Source organism: Thalassotalea coralli (assembly GCF_055786205.1).
Genome location: NZ_JBVVBK010000001.1, coordinates 916,038 through 934,186, shown reverse-complemented (window position 1 = coordinate 934,186; position 18,149 = coordinate 916,038). Strand labels below are relative to the sequence as shown.

The 18,149-nt window shown below is 39.5% G+C and carries 20 protein-coding genes; 5 read left to right on the top strand and 15 right to left on the bottom strand.

Features of this window, described 5'->3' with window-relative positions; translation table 11 throughout:
• Nucleotides 1–33: 33 nt before the first annotated feature.
• The 7 genes from ACOB80_RS04190 to ACOB80_RS04160 form a co-directional block, all read right to left on the bottom strand.
• A complete protein-coding gene (locus ACOB80_RS04190) occupies nucleotides 34–381 on the bottom strand; it encodes a RidA family protein (protein ID WP_473164548.1) in 348 nt (115 codons plus the stop codon).
• A gap of 111 nt (nucleotides 382–492) precedes the next feature.
• A complete protein-coding gene (locus ACOB80_RS04185; protein WP_473164547.1) occupies nucleotides 493–1,062 on the bottom strand; it encodes a hypothetical protein in 570 nt (189 codons plus the stop codon).
• Nucleotides 1,046–1,645, bottom strand: coding sequence for a HEPN domain-containing protein (locus ACOB80_RS04180; protein ID WP_473164546.1), 600 nt, complete (start codon nucleotides 1,643–1,645; stop codon nucleotides 1,046–1,048). Before ACOB80_RS04180 ends, ACOB80_RS04185 begins: the two co-directional genes overlap by 17 nt.
• 110 nt (nucleotides 1,646–1,755) lie before the next feature.
• Entirely contained in the window at nucleotides 1,756–2,160 is a 405-nt protein-coding gene (locus tag ACOB80_RS04175) for a hypothetical protein (protein ID WP_473164545.1), read from the bottom strand.
• A gap of 150 nt (nucleotides 2,161–2,310) precedes the next feature.
• Nucleotides 2,311–3,531, bottom strand: coding sequence for a sensor histidine kinase (locus ACOB80_RS04170; RefSeq protein WP_473164544.1), 1,221 nt, complete (start codon nucleotides 3,529–3,531; stop codon nucleotides 2,311–2,313).
• The gene (locus ACOB80_RS04165; RefSeq protein ID WP_473164543.1) at nucleotides 3,528–4,280 is read right to left on the bottom strand and encodes a response regulator transcription factor; all 753 of its coding nucleotides are present in this window, start codon (nucleotides 4,278–4,280) and stop codon (nucleotides 3,528–3,530) included. Before ACOB80_RS04165 ends, ACOB80_RS04170 begins: the two co-directional genes overlap by 4 nt.
• Nucleotides 4,262–5,512: a serine hydrolase domain-containing protein gene (locus ACOB80_RS04160; RefSeq protein ID WP_473164542.1), complete on the bottom strand. Its 1,251-nt coding sequence runs from the start codon at nucleotides 5,510–5,512 to the stop codon at nucleotides 4,262–4,264. The genes ACOB80_RS04165 and ACOB80_RS04160 overlap by 19 nt, the downstream gene beginning before the upstream one ends.
• A 174-nt stretch (nucleotides 5,513–5,686) precedes the next feature.
• Between ACOB80_RS04160 and ACOB80_RS04155 the strand changes: the two genes are divergently transcribed.
• From ACOB80_RS04155 to ACOB80_RS04145, 3 genes are all read left to right on the top strand, one after another.
• Nucleotides 5,687–6,571, top strand: coding sequence for a LysR family transcriptional regulator (locus ACOB80_RS04155; RefSeq protein WP_473164541.1), 885 nt, complete (start codon nucleotides 5,687–5,689; stop codon nucleotides 6,569–6,571).
• Nucleotides 6,572–6,778: 207 nt separating this feature from the next.
• Nucleotides 6,779–8,227, top strand: a complete 1,449-nt coding sequence (locus ACOB80_RS04150; protein WP_473164540.1) for a coniferyl aldehyde dehydrogenase — start codon at nucleotides 6,779–6,781, stop codon at nucleotides 8,225–8,227.
• Nucleotides 8,228–8,553: 326 nt separating this feature from the next.
• Nucleotides 8,554–9,330 carry a hypothetical protein gene (locus tag ACOB80_RS04145; RefSeq protein WP_473164539.1) on the top strand — a complete coding sequence of 259 codons (777 nt, stop codon included), beginning with the start codon at nucleotides 8,554–8,556 and terminating at the stop codon, nucleotides 9,328–9,330.
• A gap of 64 nt (nucleotides 9,331–9,394) precedes the next feature.
• Here ACOB80_RS04145 and ACOB80_RS04140 read toward each other — a convergent pair whose 3' ends face one another.
• From ACOB80_RS04140 to ACOB80_RS04105, 8 genes are all read right to left on the bottom strand, one after another.
• Nucleotides 9,395–9,544, bottom strand: coding sequence for a hypothetical protein (locus ACOB80_RS04140; protein WP_473164538.1), 150 nt, complete (start codon nucleotides 9,542–9,544; stop codon nucleotides 9,395–9,397).
• A 125-nt stretch (nucleotides 9,545–9,669) separates the two neighbouring features.
• Entirely contained in the window at nucleotides 9,670–10,995 is a 1,326-nt protein-coding gene (locus tag ACOB80_RS04135) for a lyase family protein (RefSeq protein ID WP_473164537.1), read from the bottom strand.
• Nucleotides 10,996–11,264: 269 nt separating this feature from the next.
• On the bottom strand, nucleotides 11,265–12,560 hold the full coding sequence (locus ACOB80_RS04130) for a tetratricopeptide repeat protein (protein WP_473164536.1): 1,296 nt from the start codon (nucleotides 12,558–12,560) through the stop codon (nucleotides 11,265–11,267).
• Between the two features lie 13 nt (nucleotides 12,561–12,573).
• On the bottom strand, nucleotides 12,574–13,197 hold the full coding sequence (locus ACOB80_RS04125; protein ID WP_473164535.1) for an energy transducer TonB: 624 nt from the start codon (nucleotides 13,195–13,197) through the stop codon (nucleotides 12,574–12,576).
• A gap of 6 nt (nucleotides 13,198–13,203) precedes the next feature.
• Complete coding sequence (locus tag ACOB80_RS04120) at nucleotides 13,204–13,617, bottom strand: ExbD/TolR family protein (protein ID WP_473164534.1); 414 nt, start codon at nucleotides 13,615–13,617, stop codon at nucleotides 13,204–13,206.
• A gap of 27 nt (nucleotides 13,618–13,644) precedes the next feature.
• Entirely contained in the window at nucleotides 13,645–14,172 is a 528-nt protein-coding gene (locus ACOB80_RS04115) for a MotA/TolQ/ExbB proton channel family protein (protein WP_473164533.1), read from the bottom strand.
• Between the two features lie 2 nt (nucleotides 14,173–14,174).
• Nucleotides 14,175–15,551, bottom strand: a complete 1,377-nt coding sequence (locus ACOB80_RS04110) for a MotA/TolQ/ExbB proton channel family protein (RefSeq protein ID WP_473164532.1) — start codon at nucleotides 15,549–15,551, stop codon at nucleotides 14,175–14,177.
• A gap of 15 nt (nucleotides 15,552–15,566) precedes the next feature.
• Complete coding sequence (locus ACOB80_RS04105) at nucleotides 15,567–16,343, bottom strand: DUF3450 domain-containing protein (protein ID WP_473164531.1); 777 nt, start codon at nucleotides 16,341–16,343, stop codon at nucleotides 15,567–15,569.
• 399 nt (nucleotides 16,344–16,742) lie between these two features.
• On the opposite strand from ACOB80_RS04105, the gene ACOB80_RS04100 reads away from it, so the two are divergent.
• Both ACOB80_RS04100 and ACOB80_RS04095 read left to right on the top strand, forming a co-directional pair.
• Nucleotides 16,743–17,465 carry a substrate-binding periplasmic protein gene (locus ACOB80_RS04100; RefSeq protein ID WP_473164530.1) on the top strand — a complete coding sequence of 241 codons (723 nt, stop codon included), beginning with the start codon at nucleotides 16,743–16,745 and terminating at the stop codon, nucleotides 17,463–17,465.
• A 48-nt stretch (nucleotides 17,466–17,513) separates the two neighbouring features.
• Complete coding sequence (locus ACOB80_RS04095) at nucleotides 17,514–18,149, top strand: sulfotransferase (RefSeq protein WP_473164529.1); 636 nt, start codon at nucleotides 17,514–17,516, stop codon at nucleotides 18,147–18,149.

Genomic DNA, 18,149 nt, shown 5'->3' with positions numbered 1-18,149 from the left:
AGCTAATAAATGCTTGGCTTGCTAGCTGTATTGTTAACGCACCGCTGTAACGGTTATTTCAATTAGCACATCACCTTCAAGATCTACGCCTAAGCAGGCTCGTTGAGGCCAATTTTGAGGATTGTCACCGAACCAATCACACCAAACCGCATCCATTGATTGTTTTTCATTCATATCAGCAATATAAACTTGAGCGGATACGATTTTAGTTTTATCGCTACCAAGCTCAACTAGGTTTTCTTGAATTGTATCTAGAGTTAATCGGGTTTGGCCTGTTATGTCTAAAGAAGTATTTGGTGATGTTGCCACCGTCCATACTAAATCTTTGTATGCGGAAGATTTATTACGTCCGTTATAAATACCGCGCTTTCGTTCAATCACTTAATTATCCTGTACTGTTAACGCCCCAACTTAAAGGGCAAATAATGATTTGGCTTTAATAAGCGGTGCAGGAACAAAGCCTAAGTATCGTTTGTCCTGCTGAGTAACCTGTTAGCTTGGTTTTTTAGCACATTTCGCATAGCTAAATAATAAACCTGCTACTTGTTGCACTAACGAGAAATTATTTTGGTCTAAAGTAAATTCGATATACACCCCGTCATAATTTTTTATAAAATCACATGTAATCTTATGGTTACCAAAACTCTTTCTGCATGACGCTATATGTTCTATAGGAGCTAAAGTTTTTGTGTGTAGTTTAACTATACTCCATGAGTTAGCATTTCTATGTATCTGATGAGCTTGAAAAGTTTCGTTAAATGTCAAATTGCCCTCTGACTTATCATAAAATGAAAAGTCTATTTCGGCTGCACTGAACAAATCATATTTTCCTTCAAACACCATAAATGTATAGCTATCTGTTCCAAAGGGAATGTAACCTGGGATTTTACTTTTAATAAATGAGTCTGAAATTTCAAATAACCTTTGCCCTGTATTTAGGTCTGTAGCAAAAGATTTCAAAGATAACAGCAATAAAAAAACTATTTTGAACTTCAAGGCATAACCTACCATGCTAACGCCCGCATAAGTTGCTGATAATAGCTTGTTATGCAAGCCCTTCATATTTTTCTCTCGCAAATTGTACCGAAGAAACCCGTATCTGGTGTATATCAGAGGCTAAATTTTGAAAAAACTCAGCGCCTTTTTCTACTTGAAACTGAAGTTTATTGTGAGCATAAACTTCGCCTTTATTGCTTTCTGGATACTTAAAAGCCTGAAACCAATCATCAATAGAAATTGATGTTTCTTCGGTAAAACTTTTTAAAACATCAGGCAATTGATCAGTAAGCACATATTTTTCAATTCCAGCTAAAAACTCTAAGCTAGTGTGCAACTCTTTTAACTGATTATGTAATTCACTAATTCTGTGGCCTTTTGCATTTTTACCTTCGGCAATTAAAAAGCCTTTTAAAAGTAACTCTATTCCATGATAAAAGTTAAATATAACAGGAATACCTTGATTGTAATCAGTCCACTTTGTAGTTTCTTCATGTTCTTTTTCCATTGCATCTACATCAAAACCATCTTGGATTATTACCCATTGATTCCCCTTCGAAGCAATTAAATTTGCAACATTTTCGCATAAATCTAAATATTGCATGGCGACTTGCCAGTATGAAAGTGCTTTTGAAACTTCAGGTTGCATTGGAGCTTTCCTTGGCCACATAACGCCTCGTTAAGAGGCAAAAATTTGTTGGTTAAAATTGGCGACGAAGGAACAAAAGCCAACTGCTTTTCGTCCTTTTAAACGACTTGTTATGCATTTTTTTCTTTATTTGTATCAACCAATTGTAAAAATATGGGCACTGCTGCATCAGATATTTTTCCTTCACTTTTCCATACTTCAATATCTGCTTTTTTAAATGAAGGTTCCGAAAAGTGTATTTGACGTACACTTTCTTTGTGGACTTCTTGCCCAAAAGCATCAGCTCTTGCTAATTGCTCAATGACATCCGAATCTAAATTGTCTGCGTGTTTTTCTTTGTAAATTTTAAATGCAAGTTGCAAAGTTCCATTAGAGTTATTGCATCTTTGATAGTTGAACCAATTATTAGCCTTCAGCACCTGCTCTAGCTGTGCTTTTTGTCTATTTTGCCAAAAAGCAATAACTAACCCGACCAATCCAAATAAGGTTCCTAAATATGTTGCCAAATTCTCCATATGACTCCAAATGTATAACAATATATTTTGTAGACTTCTCAGTAATACCCGTCTACGACTATTCGTTTAAGCTACCAGAAATCGTCAGAAATTCAATTCCTTATCCAGAAAATCGCGCACATTCACTCCCTATTGCTACTAACCGCCAATCTAATTTTTACTACCTAGATTATTTTGACTTAGCACTACTCGCATTCGGTTCTCACCAGTTTTTTCTAGTGAAAGTTTAATATTGAATCTGTTTGCTAATCTGTTCGCTAACTCCATGCCTATACCAAACCCTTCAAGACTGTGCTGTGAGTTCGATTGCGCAATGCTGTTAGACACTTCAAAAGTATGATTAGTTATCTTGCAGCTAATAACATCACTTGCCCCATGTTGAATGGCATTGTTGAGGATATTGGAAATGAGTATTTCAGCAACTTCCTCTGGAATAGCGAAGTAACACTGAGCTTCTGTAACTAAGATAAATTGCTGCGCCTTTTTCTCAGCAAGAGGGCGAAGCTCTTCAATTAATGGCACTAATACTTGTTCTATCTCAATACTTTCGCCGCTGCCTAGTTTATTAGTCATTAACCACATAATGCCTGAAGAAATGCGCGTTAACCTGTTAACCGAACGATTTAAGCGTTGTAACGCTTTGGGGTTATCGGGCGTTAAGGCTAATATGTCTGCAGAGTTTTGAATAACCTGCATCGGTGTTCTTAGCTCATGGCTCAAGTATTTAACGGCAGCTTGCTCTCGTTCAATAACAGAGAGCTTTGCCTGCCAAACATCGGCGTATTTATTTGCCATACTGGCAAACTCATTAACTTGTTGTTGTTTTGCATAATCCTTTAAAGTTGTTGGCTTTGATGCACTGGTGATATGACCAAGAAGCTCATCTAAACTAAATGTCACTTTTCGGGTAAATCGTCTAGCTAACAGATAAGCACTAGCCAGAAAAAGCAGTAGGATTGGTGAGATTAAAATAAGAATTTTATCTGCTGCTTGCCAAACACTGTCGGCTTTCGATGAATGGTAAACCAACACGTACTCTTGTCCGTCACTTACCCTGCTAAACTTGGTCAGATGAAACTCAGCAAATTCGGTAACTTCGCCCTGCGAAAGGGTCTTAGCAGGTTCAATTAATGTGCTTGGAATATCACTTATCAGGTATAGAGAATAAGGCTCTGGCAGTTTTATCTTAGTTAACTTTGTAATAGACGCTTGTTCCGCTAAAACTAGCGCCATATTTTTTAGACTTTTTTCATTCGCTCGGTCTTCAAACACAAACATGAAGAAGAACATAATGGCGATAAAAAACACCATGAAAAAGCCTGAGTACATTAACCATTGTTTAGCCAAGATTCTCGCTAACGGCTTTTTCATTTAGTTGGCTCCTCATTGGCACTTTGTCGAAGAGCTGAGCCCTGCTTTTCTTTTATCTCGTTCACTTCTAAATTCAGTCGATAGCCCACACCACGCACTGTTTCGATTAATGCTTGATTAAAGTTCGCTTTAAACTGTTGGCGTAGTTGATGAATATGAGATCGCAAAGGATCACTTGCGGGAATGTCATCTGACCAAATTTGATTGTAAAGCCAAGATTTATTGACCACTTTGGGGTAGCTTTCTATCAGCAATCGCATGATGACACAGCCCGTTTCATAAAGCTGCATATCAGTCTGCTGATCAGAAAAAACCGATTTATTGATATCTAATGACCACTGCCCCTGCTTCACAACCAAACTTTCGTTTGGCCTTTGTTTGTTTAATGCTGCGATGACTCTTGCTTTTAGTTCAGGTAGCGCAAAGGGCTTAACCATGTAATCAATTGCACCTAAGTCAAAGCCTAGTAACTTATCTTCTAATTCAGCTCTAGCCGTTAGAAAAATTATTGGGATGGTTACGTCTTTTTCTTGTTTTATGTAGCGACAAAAATCAAAGCCGCTGCCATCGGGCAAGTGCACATCAAGTATCATTAAATCGATATGTGTTTGCTCGATTCGACTTTGAGCCTGCGCTAAGGAGTAAGCAAAGTCGACTTCGATATCAAATGCTTGAAGATAATCAGAAATGCCTTCAGCAATATCAAGATCATCTTCAACCAACAATACGTTTATTTTGCGTTTAACCATTCATATACCATAGGAACTATGTTTTTCTCTAGCTCTCTATTGCCTCCTTCCATTTGCATCATAGCAACTACCACTAATTCTCTTTCACGGTCAATCCAAAACGCGGTACCGCCCTTTCCTGCCCAATAAACGCTGCCTTTACTTAAGTACTTTTCATCTTCAAGCTTAACGCCAATACCGTAACCAAAGCCACTATTGCTATATAAACGCTCCGGTACCCCTTGAATGCCTTGTTCAAGTTGATTGGTTAGCATCATTTCAACCAAGCTGGTATCCACTATATGAGAATACTGCTCAGGATACAGCAACAAATGTAAAAACTTCATGTAGTCACTTGCAGTAGACAGCAGCCCTGCGCCCCCCGAATTGGCAACATTCACATCAGTAAGGTGGCTTTCTATATCATTTTTACTCGGATCTTTCGAAAACCAGCTATTGCTGTACATAGGAACTAGCTTGTTTACCTTGTTTGAAGTTAAGTAAAAAGCGGTGTCTTTCATATCTAAAGGTGTGAAAAGTTGCGTATCAAAATAGTCCTGTAATTTGTTGTTAGTGACCCTTTCAATTACAGCGCCTTGAACATCAGATGAAAAACTATACCGCCATCTTACCCCAGGCTCAGATAACAAAGGTAAACCTGAAAGTTTGTCCATAAACTCAACTAAGTTATCACTTCTCCCAACGCCTGAAAACAAATACTGCCAGCCTGCTATACGATTGATTTTAAAACCATAAGATAAACCTGATGTATGATTTAACAAGGTGTGCATCGACATGGGTGACTGGCTATCAAACTCTGGATAAAAGGTTTGTAGTGGCGTATCCACGGTGTAATCTCGCTCATACAAAAACGATAAAGTTGCTAATGCGGTAATAGGTTTCGTCATAGAAAAAAGCCGAAAGATGTTGTCTTTCTCCATTAGTATTTTGTTTTCTCTATCGGCATAACCAAAGGCTTGTTCAAAAGCAATTTCATTCTTATGCATGATAGTTAACACCATACCCGGCAGCGCATCTCGATTGATCATCTCGTTAATTTGCATAGCAAGTTTTTCATCGGCTTTGTTTTCATACCTATTAGGTGCTTCACCTGCTTGAATGATAGGTGTAGTTGAGTTTGCTTTAGGTGACATTGCCTTTAAATCAGATTTTATTGGATAAGCACATGCCCCAAGAGACATAAGCCCAATTAGTGCTAATGCGGCAAATGGCGTGAATAATTTATTTTTCATTGATAACTCCCAGCTAAAGTTTTCAACTACTGTAGAAATTGAATGTCAGTTGAATGTGAAATGAGAGCTAAGATCACAGTTTTATTTAACTATTTTTTGAATTAACGAGATTTTGTTACTGAAGAAGATTAAGCTAGTTAAAGTTATTGATTACATAAAGCTATTGAGGAATTAATGCTAGACGTTTCAGACATTCACTTACTAAACACTATTGTCGAATCAGGCAGCATTAATAAAGCGGCAGAAAAGCTCTTTATGTCGCAACCTACGTTAACCAAAAAGTTAGCTAGATTAGAGCAATCATTAAAAGTTGAGTTATTTCATCGACACAGCACCGGCATGACAGCCACTGACATTACCCATTATTTGATTAATCAGGGGCAAGGCATTCAACGTAAGCTCGATCATATGGTTCGACATGTAGAGCTGTTATCTAATTTGGAAGGCGGCTCTATTAACATAGGTGTCAGCCCTATTATTGAGCAACTATATTTCCCCAAAGTGTTGTTAGATTTAATTGAAGAAACGAAAAACGTTCAAGTATCTTTTAAAGTAGAATCGCCAGACAAGCTACACCAAACACTACTCGATGGCCAAATAGATATCGCCATTGGCCCTATTAGCGATCAGCAAGCACTGGCAGAATTAACGATAAAGAAACTCACCCATGCTGACGTTATTTTTGTTGTCAGAGCAGGTCACCCATTAACACACCGAAAAACACCAATCGCTTTTCAAGAGCTAACTCGTTATTCAGGCATAGGCCCAACGTTGAATCAAACCCTAGATATACAAATCGAAGAAAATGCACCTAATGCTAAACTACAAGTGGTGTGTGATAACTACCGTATATCGAAATCTGTGGTGTTAAGTTCAGACTACTTTACGGGTGGCCCGAAGCAGCTTTTTGAAAAAGAAATTTCTTCAGGCGAATTAGTGATTATCCCGGTTGACATATCAATTCCCTGGCAGGCCTATGCATATACCCGACCAGAAACTGCACAAACGCCCGTCGTAAGTAAACTTCTGAGTATTCTCGATCGATATGTAGACGAATAGCACCCCGCTATTCAAAATTTTTAGCAGACCTACAAATTATTATAATTATTCTTTATAACTATAATTGGGTAAGCTATCTGGGAATGAGAACAGCCTTAGGCCGTTAAAGCGGTTTAATTCTTTAAACTCGTTTTTTCGACAAGAAAAATAATGCAGAAAAGCATGTTTAAGAGTAGGTAAAAATTAACCTTAAGTTTAGGAATAGTTATGACAGCACCAAACCTTAGCGTTGTTGAGCAAAACAACCAGAGCGACCCCGTTAATGCCTTAGATACACTGACATCAGATTTTTCTGCAATGAAGGCGGCTTACAATGCAGAGCCAGCGCCAAGCTATCAATCGAGAAAGCAGGTATTAAACGCGCTTAAATCTTCTATTTTAAAGCACGAACAAGCAATATATGACGCGCTAAAGCAAGACTACGGCTACCGCAGTGAATTTGACACGTTAGTGGCAGACGTACTTCCTACCGTTGCAGGTATTAATTACTCGTTAAAGCACCTGAAAAAATGGATGAAGCCATCAAAGCGCCACGCAGGATTAATGTTAGCGCCTTCTAAAGTATTGGTTCACTATCAACCATTAGGTGTTGTCGGTGTTATCACGCCTTGGAACTTCCCAGTATTTCTTGCCCTTGGCCCAGCAACGCAAGCTTTAGCTGCTGGTAATCGTGTGATGATTAAAATGAGTGAGTTCACGCCAAATGCCAACCGCGTATTACGCGAGATCATTGCTCCTGTTGCCGAGCACATTAAAATCGTAGAAGGTGAAGCTGATGTTGGCGCAGCGTTTTCGGCACTTCCTTTTGATCACCTAATTTTTACTGGTTCTTCTACGGTAGGTAAAATGGTTGCTCGCTCTGCAGCAGACAATTTAACACCGATAACACTAGAGCTAGGTGGTAAATCACCGACAATTGTCGATCACGACATCAATATGAACATTGCTGTTGATGCCATTATTATGGGTAAATCGATTAATTCAGGGCAAATCTGTGTTGCACCAGACTACGTGTTCGTACCGAAAAACCGAGAGCAAGAGTTTATTACTACTTTCATCGAACGCTATCGTGCTTATCACCTAAATAATAGCGACAAGAATACACAAACCCATATCGTGAGTGATCGCCAACATACTCGATTAATGGCGCTTTTAAATAACGCTAAAGAGCTAGGTGCGAAAATTCACGCGGTTAAAGAGTTGGAAAGCGATCAAGGAAAGCGTGTTTACCCTCACTTGGTGACAGGTCTAACGCAAGACATGGAGATTTTAAAAGAGGAAATCTTTGGTTCTATTTTACCTGTAATGACTTATGAAAATATAACGGACGTAATTTCCTACATAAATGACCGCCCTCGCCCATTGGCCTTGTACATTATGTCGAATAACAAACAGGTTATTGACCAACTTTTGAAAAACACCCACAGCGGTGGCGTTTCAATTAACGATACAGCAATGCATGTAGCAGCTGATGACGCACCATTTGGCGGTGTTGGTAATTCTGGTATTGGCCACTACCATGGCCATGAAGGTTTTTTAACCTTTTCTAAAGCTAAAACCGTGCTTTACTCTAGTTCTTGGTTACCTAAAAACAACTTTTTACTGAAAAACAGAGATTTCGTTTTTAAAACATTAAGACGTTTCTTTTTAAAATAAGATATTCAAAGATCTAGCCCAACAATAGAAGCTTACGGTACTAACAAACTTTAGGCTTCTTTTGTTTTATCCGTCAGCATTTTTTACACTTTCATGACAGCCTTAAACAGTTCACTTTTTAACCAAATAATAAATCAAAGGATTTTTTAACTGGTATAAAAAATGCTTTTGTAGCCACTTATTAGACTAATTGTCACATTAACAAGGAAGTTGAAGTTTAGATGTTTCTTCCTACATAAGTTTCTTCATAGAGGGCTTACGATAAAATGAAACAACTAACAACTTTTATAATATTCTTATTTTCCATCTATTCCTGTCACGCGTCTTTGGTAAGGATTTCTCACCAAGACACTGGTGATGGCTGGTATTACTCCCACGAACATAGTGGCTGGGTAACTGCTGAATGGGCAAAAGTACAAACAAAGAATGGCCACGATTCTGGAGGAAAACCATTTGCTTCTGCACAAATGAATCTGTTTATGCAAGAAAATGGTGGGTCATTTGGTGCCCAAATAGCGTCTGCATATCATTATTCATTTTCAATTAAGGCCGCTGAAAATAGCAACTTATTGCAGTCTTTAGTTGTTCCTGTGTTAATCGATTACTCTTTATTCACTGAAGTTTCTACTTGTTTTCATTGCGGTTCAGACATTAATCAAAGACTTGCCCGTCTCGAAGCAGAAAGTTCAATCAACGTATCAGGCAGTATGGGGACAAGCGCTTCACAAAATAAATTAATTTCAAATCGTTGGTCCACACTGCACGGCTATAACTCGCAGGTTGAGGATTCAGATGTTTTACGATTCAATATGCGCTTGGATGAAATTGGGAGAATTAATCTGCTGGCTCATTTAAGTGTTCAAGGAACTCATCAAGGCGTCGGAACCAGCTTTAATATTTATTCATATGCAGATCCAATTATCACAATAGATCCATCTTTCCAGCATGCAGACATGCTTTCAATTGAAACTAAAGAAGCCCCAGAAAATATAGAAAACAATAACATAGTGGGCTCCCCACCTCAGTCGATACCAGAGCCTAATTCAATGTTTGTATATTTATTGGTGGTAGTAATTTTAACTCAAATAAGAAGAGAGTTATAAGAAAATTCCTTTATGGAGTAGACCCTTAAAGCTAGATAGTCTACTCCACAAATGAACGACACATCTAGTTATAACCTAGTATATAGCTTGCTGTTACTGGCTCAAAAAACTCGAATAGTTCGTTCGATTTTTCTTCTGGTGCAACCTCAGTATCTTGCGTGCTTAACGCTTGTTGCTCAGTTTCTTCGACAGATTCAAAATTGTATTCTTTCATGATGCTTGCCCCGTTAGCGAAATTCTCAAGATTAGTGTCGCAAAAGATAACTGAACAAACTATGAACAAATTGTAATCGAAGCATAACCTAGTGTTATGCCTATTAGGCTTTATGCAGTTTATAGCTAAAATGCAAAGTTAGCCGCTTCTTTTTCTCGTTCATTACGACAGTACAACACCACTTCAGCCACTTGCTCTTTAGCTAATCCGACATAGGTGCTAGCGTCAAAAATTTCGTTTAGTTCTTTTTTACTTAACAATGAAGCGAGCTCAGATCGCTCAAAGGATTGTCTTAGTGTTCGGTTCTCCTCAATTGCTACCTTAGCAAGGTGGTGAACTTTGCCGTTTGCGATTATCTTTCCGAGTTTGGGTGCTAAAGCAAAAACAAGGCGCTGTGACATAATCAAACCATTAGTGCGCAGCACGTTTGCTCGCATTTTTTCTCGGTTTACCTTTAGTTGACTGATAAGCGCCAACGCCTTGCGCGCCATATCGTCAGACTGCAAACTGATCTCAGCGACTACTTTATTAGGCCTAGAGGTGTTGTCACGTTCAAAAAAGTTCATCATGTCATCAAGAATAACTTCAGATAATCGAGGGATAGTGCGACTAAAATGCATTAAGGCTTCGGACTTACTGGGGTTATTTTTATGAGGCATAGTACTGCTGCCTACTGCCGTTTTTTTTCTTATTTCTACCGTTTCTGCGATGTCAGTTGACTGCAACAAAAATAATTCTTGCCCAATGCGCCCAAAAGATTTGCTTATCATTGCTAAAACTTGTCCATACTCGGCAAACACGTCTCTACTTGCGTGCCAATCATCGGCGTATGGTGTTGATGACAAGCCCAACTCTTCAGAAAACCGGCGCTCCAATTCTATGCCTCTATCACCTAAGCCTAGATAGCTGCCAACCGCACCCTTTAAAATTGCAGAGCGATCTAGTTTTACATACACCGTTTTTAACCTTTCAATATTGCGGCGATTTTCAGCAGCCCAGGTAGACACTTTTTTACCAAAGGTGATAGGAAGTGCGTGTTGCCCTAATGTTCTGCCAATCATTAACGTGCTCGCTTCTTTTTCCGCTAATGTCAGCATGGCATCTTCTATAGCGCGTAAACGCGAAATCATTAGTCGAACTGCTTGTCTCGTTTGTAAAACAAGTGCGGTATCGTATATATCAACCGTTGTCGCACCATAGTGCAAGTATTGTGCTGCATTGCCTTGTAAATTTCTTTGCCAAACATTGAGAAGTGCCACCATTCGATGTTTTACTTTCTGATACTCTTTCGCTAGCGCATCTTCCGGGATGTAAATAATATCTGCTTTTGCGGTTATCTCTTCGGCAGCTTCTATGGGAATAATATTCAAACTCGCTTGCGCACGAGCCATTGCAGCCTCAATATTTAACACCTGCTGGGTTTTATTAGACTCACTAAACACTTCGGACATTTTTTGATTCGTTGCAAAAACAAAAGCACTGCAGAAAAAGAAACTTAAGATAGTCAGTCGAACAATTGAGGGGTGCATAGCAGTCACCTTGAGCTAAGGCTAAGTTAATACTATCTATAAGACTAGCAAGTAATTAATCAGCTTAACAATTATTGAACGCATAAAAAAAGCCAGGTGTTACCTGACTTTTTTTAACTCCCCTATAACTCTAGGTTAAAGGGTAGAGTTTTTAAGTTTCTAAACTGTGCTAAACGTTAGTTCAGCATGTTTTAGTTCAACATAGCTAGCTGTGCCGCCTGCTCTTTTTCACGAGCGACGTACTTATGCCATTGCTTTGCCATTTTTGCAGAAGCTTTTATTTTTTGCGCATCTTCAAAAGCCGCTAAGGCTTTATCAAAGCTCTTCTGATTAAAATGACTCATACCTAAAACTAAATGCATATCGCCTATACGGTCAATACCGCCGCGCTCTATTGCTTTTTTAGCTGAAGCGATCGCTTTAGTCCAACGCTCAGTATTTAAGTAGGCTTGTGCTAACTGCGCATCATATTTGCCAGATTCTGCAATTTCAGCTGCTTTGGTCAAAACAGGAATCGCTTTTTCGTCGTCTTTCGCAGCAATAAAAGATTGAGCTAACATTTCAAGGTATCGCTCTTGTGCCACCAAAATCCCGTCGTTAATCGCATTTTCTAGCACTTTAGCAGCTTTATATGGTGCACCGTGATAACGGTAAAGTTGAGCTAGGGTAACTAGATCCTGTGCCTTAGTTACAAAGCCTGCTTGCCATGCAGCTTCCATAACAGCAAGTTGCTTTTCTTCTTCACCAATTTCACCGTACATCCCTGAAAGTTGGATCCAGTACTCAGGTTTGCTGTATAAGCGCACCATAGTTTCCATTACTTCCGTCACTTTCTTAGGTTGTTGAAGTTCGTAGTAATTAGCACGTTGTAAAATCAACCAGTTTTCTTTTGGTTGCTCACCTTTTGAGCTAGCAACTTCAATGGCATTTTCTGTAGAGGTTAGCGACTCTTGATACTTTTTATCTTGATAGTACACACGAGCAAACAGCATATGTTGGTCTGCAGAAAGAGGCTTAGTATTTACTTCTTGCCACTGTTTTAAATACGCTAAAGTTTCTCCGTATTTCTCTAACTGCATCGTAAGTTGAGCTAAAGAGTAAAGCGTAGAGATTCGCAAGCTTTCAGGAATCGCTTCTTCTGCGACAACTTTTTCAAAGCTAGCAATTGCGTTTGGCATATCTTCATTGGCGTAGTACATAAAGCCATAGAAGTTCCATAACATAGCAACTTCATAGCTATTCATACTGTCGATACGAGACTTAACTTCGTCTAACACTTTCAAGCCACCAGGTGTATCCCCCGCATCGGCAATTTGCTGTGCTCTAGCAAATTGTGTGTAAACACGGTTTCGCATAGCCGGCACTCGCACCGTCTCTTTTTTCGACGATGCTTGCTCTTGAGCTTGAACCTGACCAAATTCAGGAGACACAACTGGCGCTAAATAAAAACACCCGATTGTTGCTACACATGTAAGAAGTTTTTTCATGCTATCTCCTAAATTATCCGTCAATTTCAAAAGTTATGCGGTTTTGAACACCTGCAACTTCTGTCGCAGTACCATCAACCACGCGTGGCTTGTATTTAAACTTTTTCGCTGCGTCTAATGCTGCGCGGTCGAAAATTCCTTCCGGCTGTGCTTCAACAACAAATGGGTCGCGCACTGAACCGTTTTTCGTTACCGTAAACTCAACGATTACATACCCTTCTATTCCGCGTGATTGTGCACGGCGAGGATAAATAGGCGCCACTTTTACGATAGGCAAATAGTCACCGTCAGCACTGTCTAGGCTTAAACCACCTGACAATCCACCTTCTGCTTGTATCTCAGCAGCAAAACTAGTGCTTACCGCGTTAGCATTAGGGTTAGCCTGTTGCATTTGCGGTTGTTGCATTTGTGGTGGCGGCTCTTTTGGCGTAGGTGGCTTTTGTGGCTTACGCTCTTTCTTTTGCACGACTTCATCACGTTTTAAACGGATGAAGTCAAGCACGTTACCTTTAGGCGGCTCAGTTAAGGCATTATTGCCGCCAGAGATAAGCTTTTGCATACTCCACAATAAACCGATAGTTACTATCACAGCAAAACCAAAAGCTGCTGCGTAGCGTCCTAGGTTATTCATCATCATGGTCTGTTACGCCTCTTCAGCCGCAATAGACACGTCAAATACACCCGCTGCACGAGCTGAATCCATTACTTTGATCAACACATCAGTCGTTGCTTTCTTGTCAGCTTGAATAACCACTGTACCTTGTGGGTTTTCCGCCTTTAAGCGTTCAATGTTTGCTTGAACCGCACGTACATCAACACGACGCTTGTTGATCCAGATTTCACCTTTGTCGCTAATACCAATTAAGATGTTAGCTCGTTCTTTTTTCACTGCAGTAGCAGCTTCTGGGCGATTGACTTCAATACCCGCTTCTTTCACGAAAGACGCAGTTACAATGAAGAAAATCAACAAGATAAAGACAACGTCTAGCATAGGCGTCATGTTGATTTCGTCTTGCTCTTCCTGCTCTTGAAGCACTTTTGCTAATTGAGAACGCATGTTTTAACCCTTTCTTAAATTTGTTTATTAGTGCGCCATTGGCAACGCATCTTCTAATTGCTCAGTTCTGCGTTTTGTTTTGCGCTGTAGCCAGGTCACAATGAAAACACCTGACAATGAGCCCACCATACCTGCCATGGTAGGAATAGTTGCTTTTGAAACACCTGAAGCCATTGAACGAGCATTTCCATGTCCTGAAATCGCCATTACATCAAATACTTCAATCATCCCTGTTACTGTGCCTAGTAATCCAAGTAAAGGACAAAGCACAACTAAACTCTGAATAAGTGCCACATTTTGGTTAAGCATTTCAGTCGCACGCGAGATATTAGCGTGACGAATTTGTTCGGCATTCCATGAGCCGCGTTCGCTGCGATTAAACCACTCATCCACAATGCTTTTCTTCACTGAGCGATATTGCACTAAGTAGAAGTACACTCGCTCAAAAATTAGCAACCACATTAGACAAATAACACCGGCAATGACGGTCAGTACCTGACCGCCAGTGTCAAGGAACTCACGAATGCTATTCATCAATTCGATGAATACAACCATGGTTATGCTCCTTTACGAGAAAGCTCTTCGCTTTCAGAACGCTCAGCAATGATGCCTGCGCTTTGTTGCTGAAGAATATTAATAATGCCGCGACTACGTGTATTCAGTAGCGTTGAGATAAATACCATCGGGATTGCAACAACTAGACCTAGTACCGTTGTAACAAGCGCTTGAGAAATACCACCAGCCATTAGTTTCGGGTCACCAGTACCGAATAGCGTAATTGCTTGGAAAGTATTAATCATACCCGTTACCGTACCTAGTAGACCGATAAGCGGCGCAACAACTGAGATGATCTTAATAATGGTTAAACGACTAGTTAACTTAGGTACTTCAGCTAAGATACGCTCAGAAAGCTTAAGCTCTAACGTTTCAGTATCTGCGTTTTTGTTTTGTTCTTTCACTAACATCACGCGACCTAATGGGTTGTCGTTACGTGCAACTTCTGATTTCAATTGACGCTTAACTTTGTTACCAATCAAGAACAACGCGATAAAGCGCTCAATCGCAATAAGTAAGCCGACTAAACCAATGGCTAAAATTACGTAACCAACAGCACCACCTTGGTCAACACGCTCTTGTGTATCAGGTGCTTGAACTAAAAGGCTCATGATTGAACCGCCTGTAGGGTCCATACCAAAAGCAACGGTTTTTCCTGGGTTGTTTGTTAAATCTTGTGCAGTTTCAAGAAAACGACTTGAAGGTTGACGAATTAGTTCTGCTACAGAGCCTGTTTCATCGATGTATTCAAAGTAACGACCTTCTGAAATCAAGTTAAAGCCACCTACACGAATCAACTCAGCTTGCTGCTTCGAACCATCTGCAGCAACGACTTCACGGGTAAACTTGTGAACTTTACCTGACTCTGTCATTTCTTGTTGAATAGCAAACCATAAGCGCTCAATCTCTTCGATTGATGCAAGCTTAGAGCTAGAACCCATGCTTTGAGCAAACTCATCTAAGAACTCTGTACGACCTGGGATTTGCGCTGAAATAACAGATGTTTGGAACTTGCTACGCGTATCACCAGATACTTGCTGTAACACACCAAATAATTCTTTTAGCTCGCCCATACGCTTGTTAAGGGCTTCAGTACGATTGCCAATTTCAATTTCATTATTTTGAAACTGACCTTCAAGCTGTGTACTTAATTTCACGGCATTATCGCGATTGTTACGTGCATCAGCTAGCATACGATCTTGCTCAGCTTTACGTGAGTTAAACTCAGCTTCACGTTGTTTGTTTTGAGCACTTTGTGCTACTTGGCCTTGTTTTAATTGGTTTAGCAACTCGTCAAGTGTGGTTGCTTCTTGTGCCGCAGCAAAATTGGTAACTACACCAAGTGCTACAACTGACATCAATTTATTTAATGCTTTCATTTCTACAACCTTCACTTATTCTGCAGAGTTTTGTTTAACTGGAACAACAATCATGTCTGGGGCAAGTTCTTTGCGTGCAACACGAAGAGCTTTTGTAATATCTGTGCGATATTCAGCACCTAATTCTTGCCATGAACGAGATTCTTGATCCCAAGCGCCCATGTGCTTTCCGTCACGAGTACGGTAAATGAAACTTACGCGACCAATGCGAAGAAAGTCGACATCGCGCTCTTGACCATTAACTTGTTGAAGTCCGGTATAAGCTTCTAATGTTCTGCCGTACTCTACTTCTACTTGGTAAGCTTCAAGTACACGACGGAATTTTTCTGCTACTGAAACATCAGCACGCTCTAACATTGACTGTAAGTCTGCAATTCGCTTACTGCGCTCTTCCGGAAGAAATGGCACATCTAGCTCAACAAATTTAGCGAGAGTATCTATCATGCGAGCCATTAGGGGTGAAACTTGGCGCTCCATCACACTAACCTGCTCCATAGAAACAGCTAGTTGAGATAACTCCTGTAATTGGTTATCCACTTGCTTTTGCATTTGTTGGTTGTAAACATTTAAGCCATCAATTTCTTTATTAACCGCTTTAAACTGTTGAAGCTTGGTTTGAATTTGTTCGTTGATACGATCAACACGTTGCTGAGACTTGTTTGCTGATTCGTTTATTTTTTTACCAGCATCCACTACCTTGTTTAAGTCAGCATCTTGCGCAGCAAAGCCAGCAAAAGACAAAGATGCCGCACTAAACAAGATGCCTGCCTGTGCCAATTTGGACAATTTCATAGATAAACCTTTATTATGTTTAATTCTGCATTGGTGCAGTTGTTCAAAAAGTTGTACTAATTACCAAGTAAAAACTTTTTGATTGCTAATTTGACCTGGTGAAAATTCTAAAGAGGAATTGTGACAGTTAAGTTTCAATAATATTGCAACTTTATTAAATGACAGAAACGTGACAAATTTCTTACTATAAAGCGAGCTGTAGCAAGAGTTTATAAAGAACTGAGCGATTTACCCTACTAGGAAATTATGACGGTTTTATGTACAACAAATGACAATATTCAAGTTTGCGATAAAGATAATTTTTTTATAAAAGTTGTGCGGATCGCTTAATAATTGCACATTTCAATAACAAAGCTTAAGCTTAGTAAATGGGCACAAGAATGTTTTAGCTGTTGAGGTATGTTGTTAAATAGTTGTCGTTTGTTTTTATTTATTGCTATCTGCTTAATTGGTTTTACTCATCAACAAGTAAAAGCACAAGAACTTCATTTCGCTTCAATTGAACAATTAACAGAGCAAGAAGTGGCGAGAATCGTTCTCCCTCAAATATATGCTCGTCTGAATAAAAATATCAGTATAACGCCATTACCCGCTGTGCGTGCTCAAGAAGAAGCTAACGCAGGAGTTAAAGATGGTGAAATTCTACGAATTTTTAGTTATGGCGCTGAAACACCTAATGTGGTGAGAGTTCCAACACCATATTATTCATTAACGACCGCAGTGTTTGCCCGAAAATCCAGCAAAATAGTAGTACGTAATAAAAGTGATTTAATTAACTATCGCATCGGTCGCGTAAGAGGCGTAAAGCACACTGAAAATGCCACTCAAGGTTTAATAAAAGTTTTCGATAGCCCAAATACTGCTTCTTTATTTTCTCAGCTTGCCCTAGGCAACATCGATATTGCACTAACGAATTATCAAGACGGGTTAAAACTAATAGAACAAAAACAGCTCGAAGACTTAACGGTAGTTAATCACGCTATAGCTTATGAACCTCTTTATCATTATGTTCACAAAAAGCACCAAGATATCGTTACTCCTCTAAATGAACTTTTAAAAGAATTAAACCACTCAGGCGAACTTGCAAAAATGATCAGCCAAGCAGAAAGCATTGTTTATTAACACTAGGCACAGGTAAACTTAGCTTTTTGCACTCGTATATTCGCAACAATGATAACCAACAAAGTCTTTATAATTGGCTTACCTCGTACCGGCACAACGAGTTTGTGTGCATTTTTACTAAATAAAGGGTTTACCGTTGCCCATACCGCTTATTGCCAACAAGCATTTGATAGCGCGCAAGTAATCGCTGACACCCCCATTTTTCATGATTTTGAAAAGTTAGATAGTTATTACCCGAATAGTAAATTCATCTATTTACAACGTAATATTGAGCAATGGCTGCCATCGATAAAACAGTTATTAGCAAGAATGCATGATAATTTATTAAGTGATTCGGGCGGGTTTAACCCAATTATTAAGCGCTGTTATTTATCACGGTTTTCACCCTTTAATTTAGAGAATATTAGCAGTGATACTTTCCTTCGCGATATTTACCAATGTCATCAAGCAGAAGTTCAGCGATATTTTAACGGTAGAGGTTCAGACCTACTGACAACGGATATTTCTACCAGTACTTCAGTAAGCGATCTTTGCGAGTTTCTATCACTTCCAAAAGATAACGCCGCAGTTATGCCGCATATGAACAAAAAAGGAAAAGTGACCGCTTGGAAGGATATCAAGAGTGAACGAAAAATTGCCTCTACACACAAAGGTCGTCCAACCCAGTTAGATTATTTAATATAA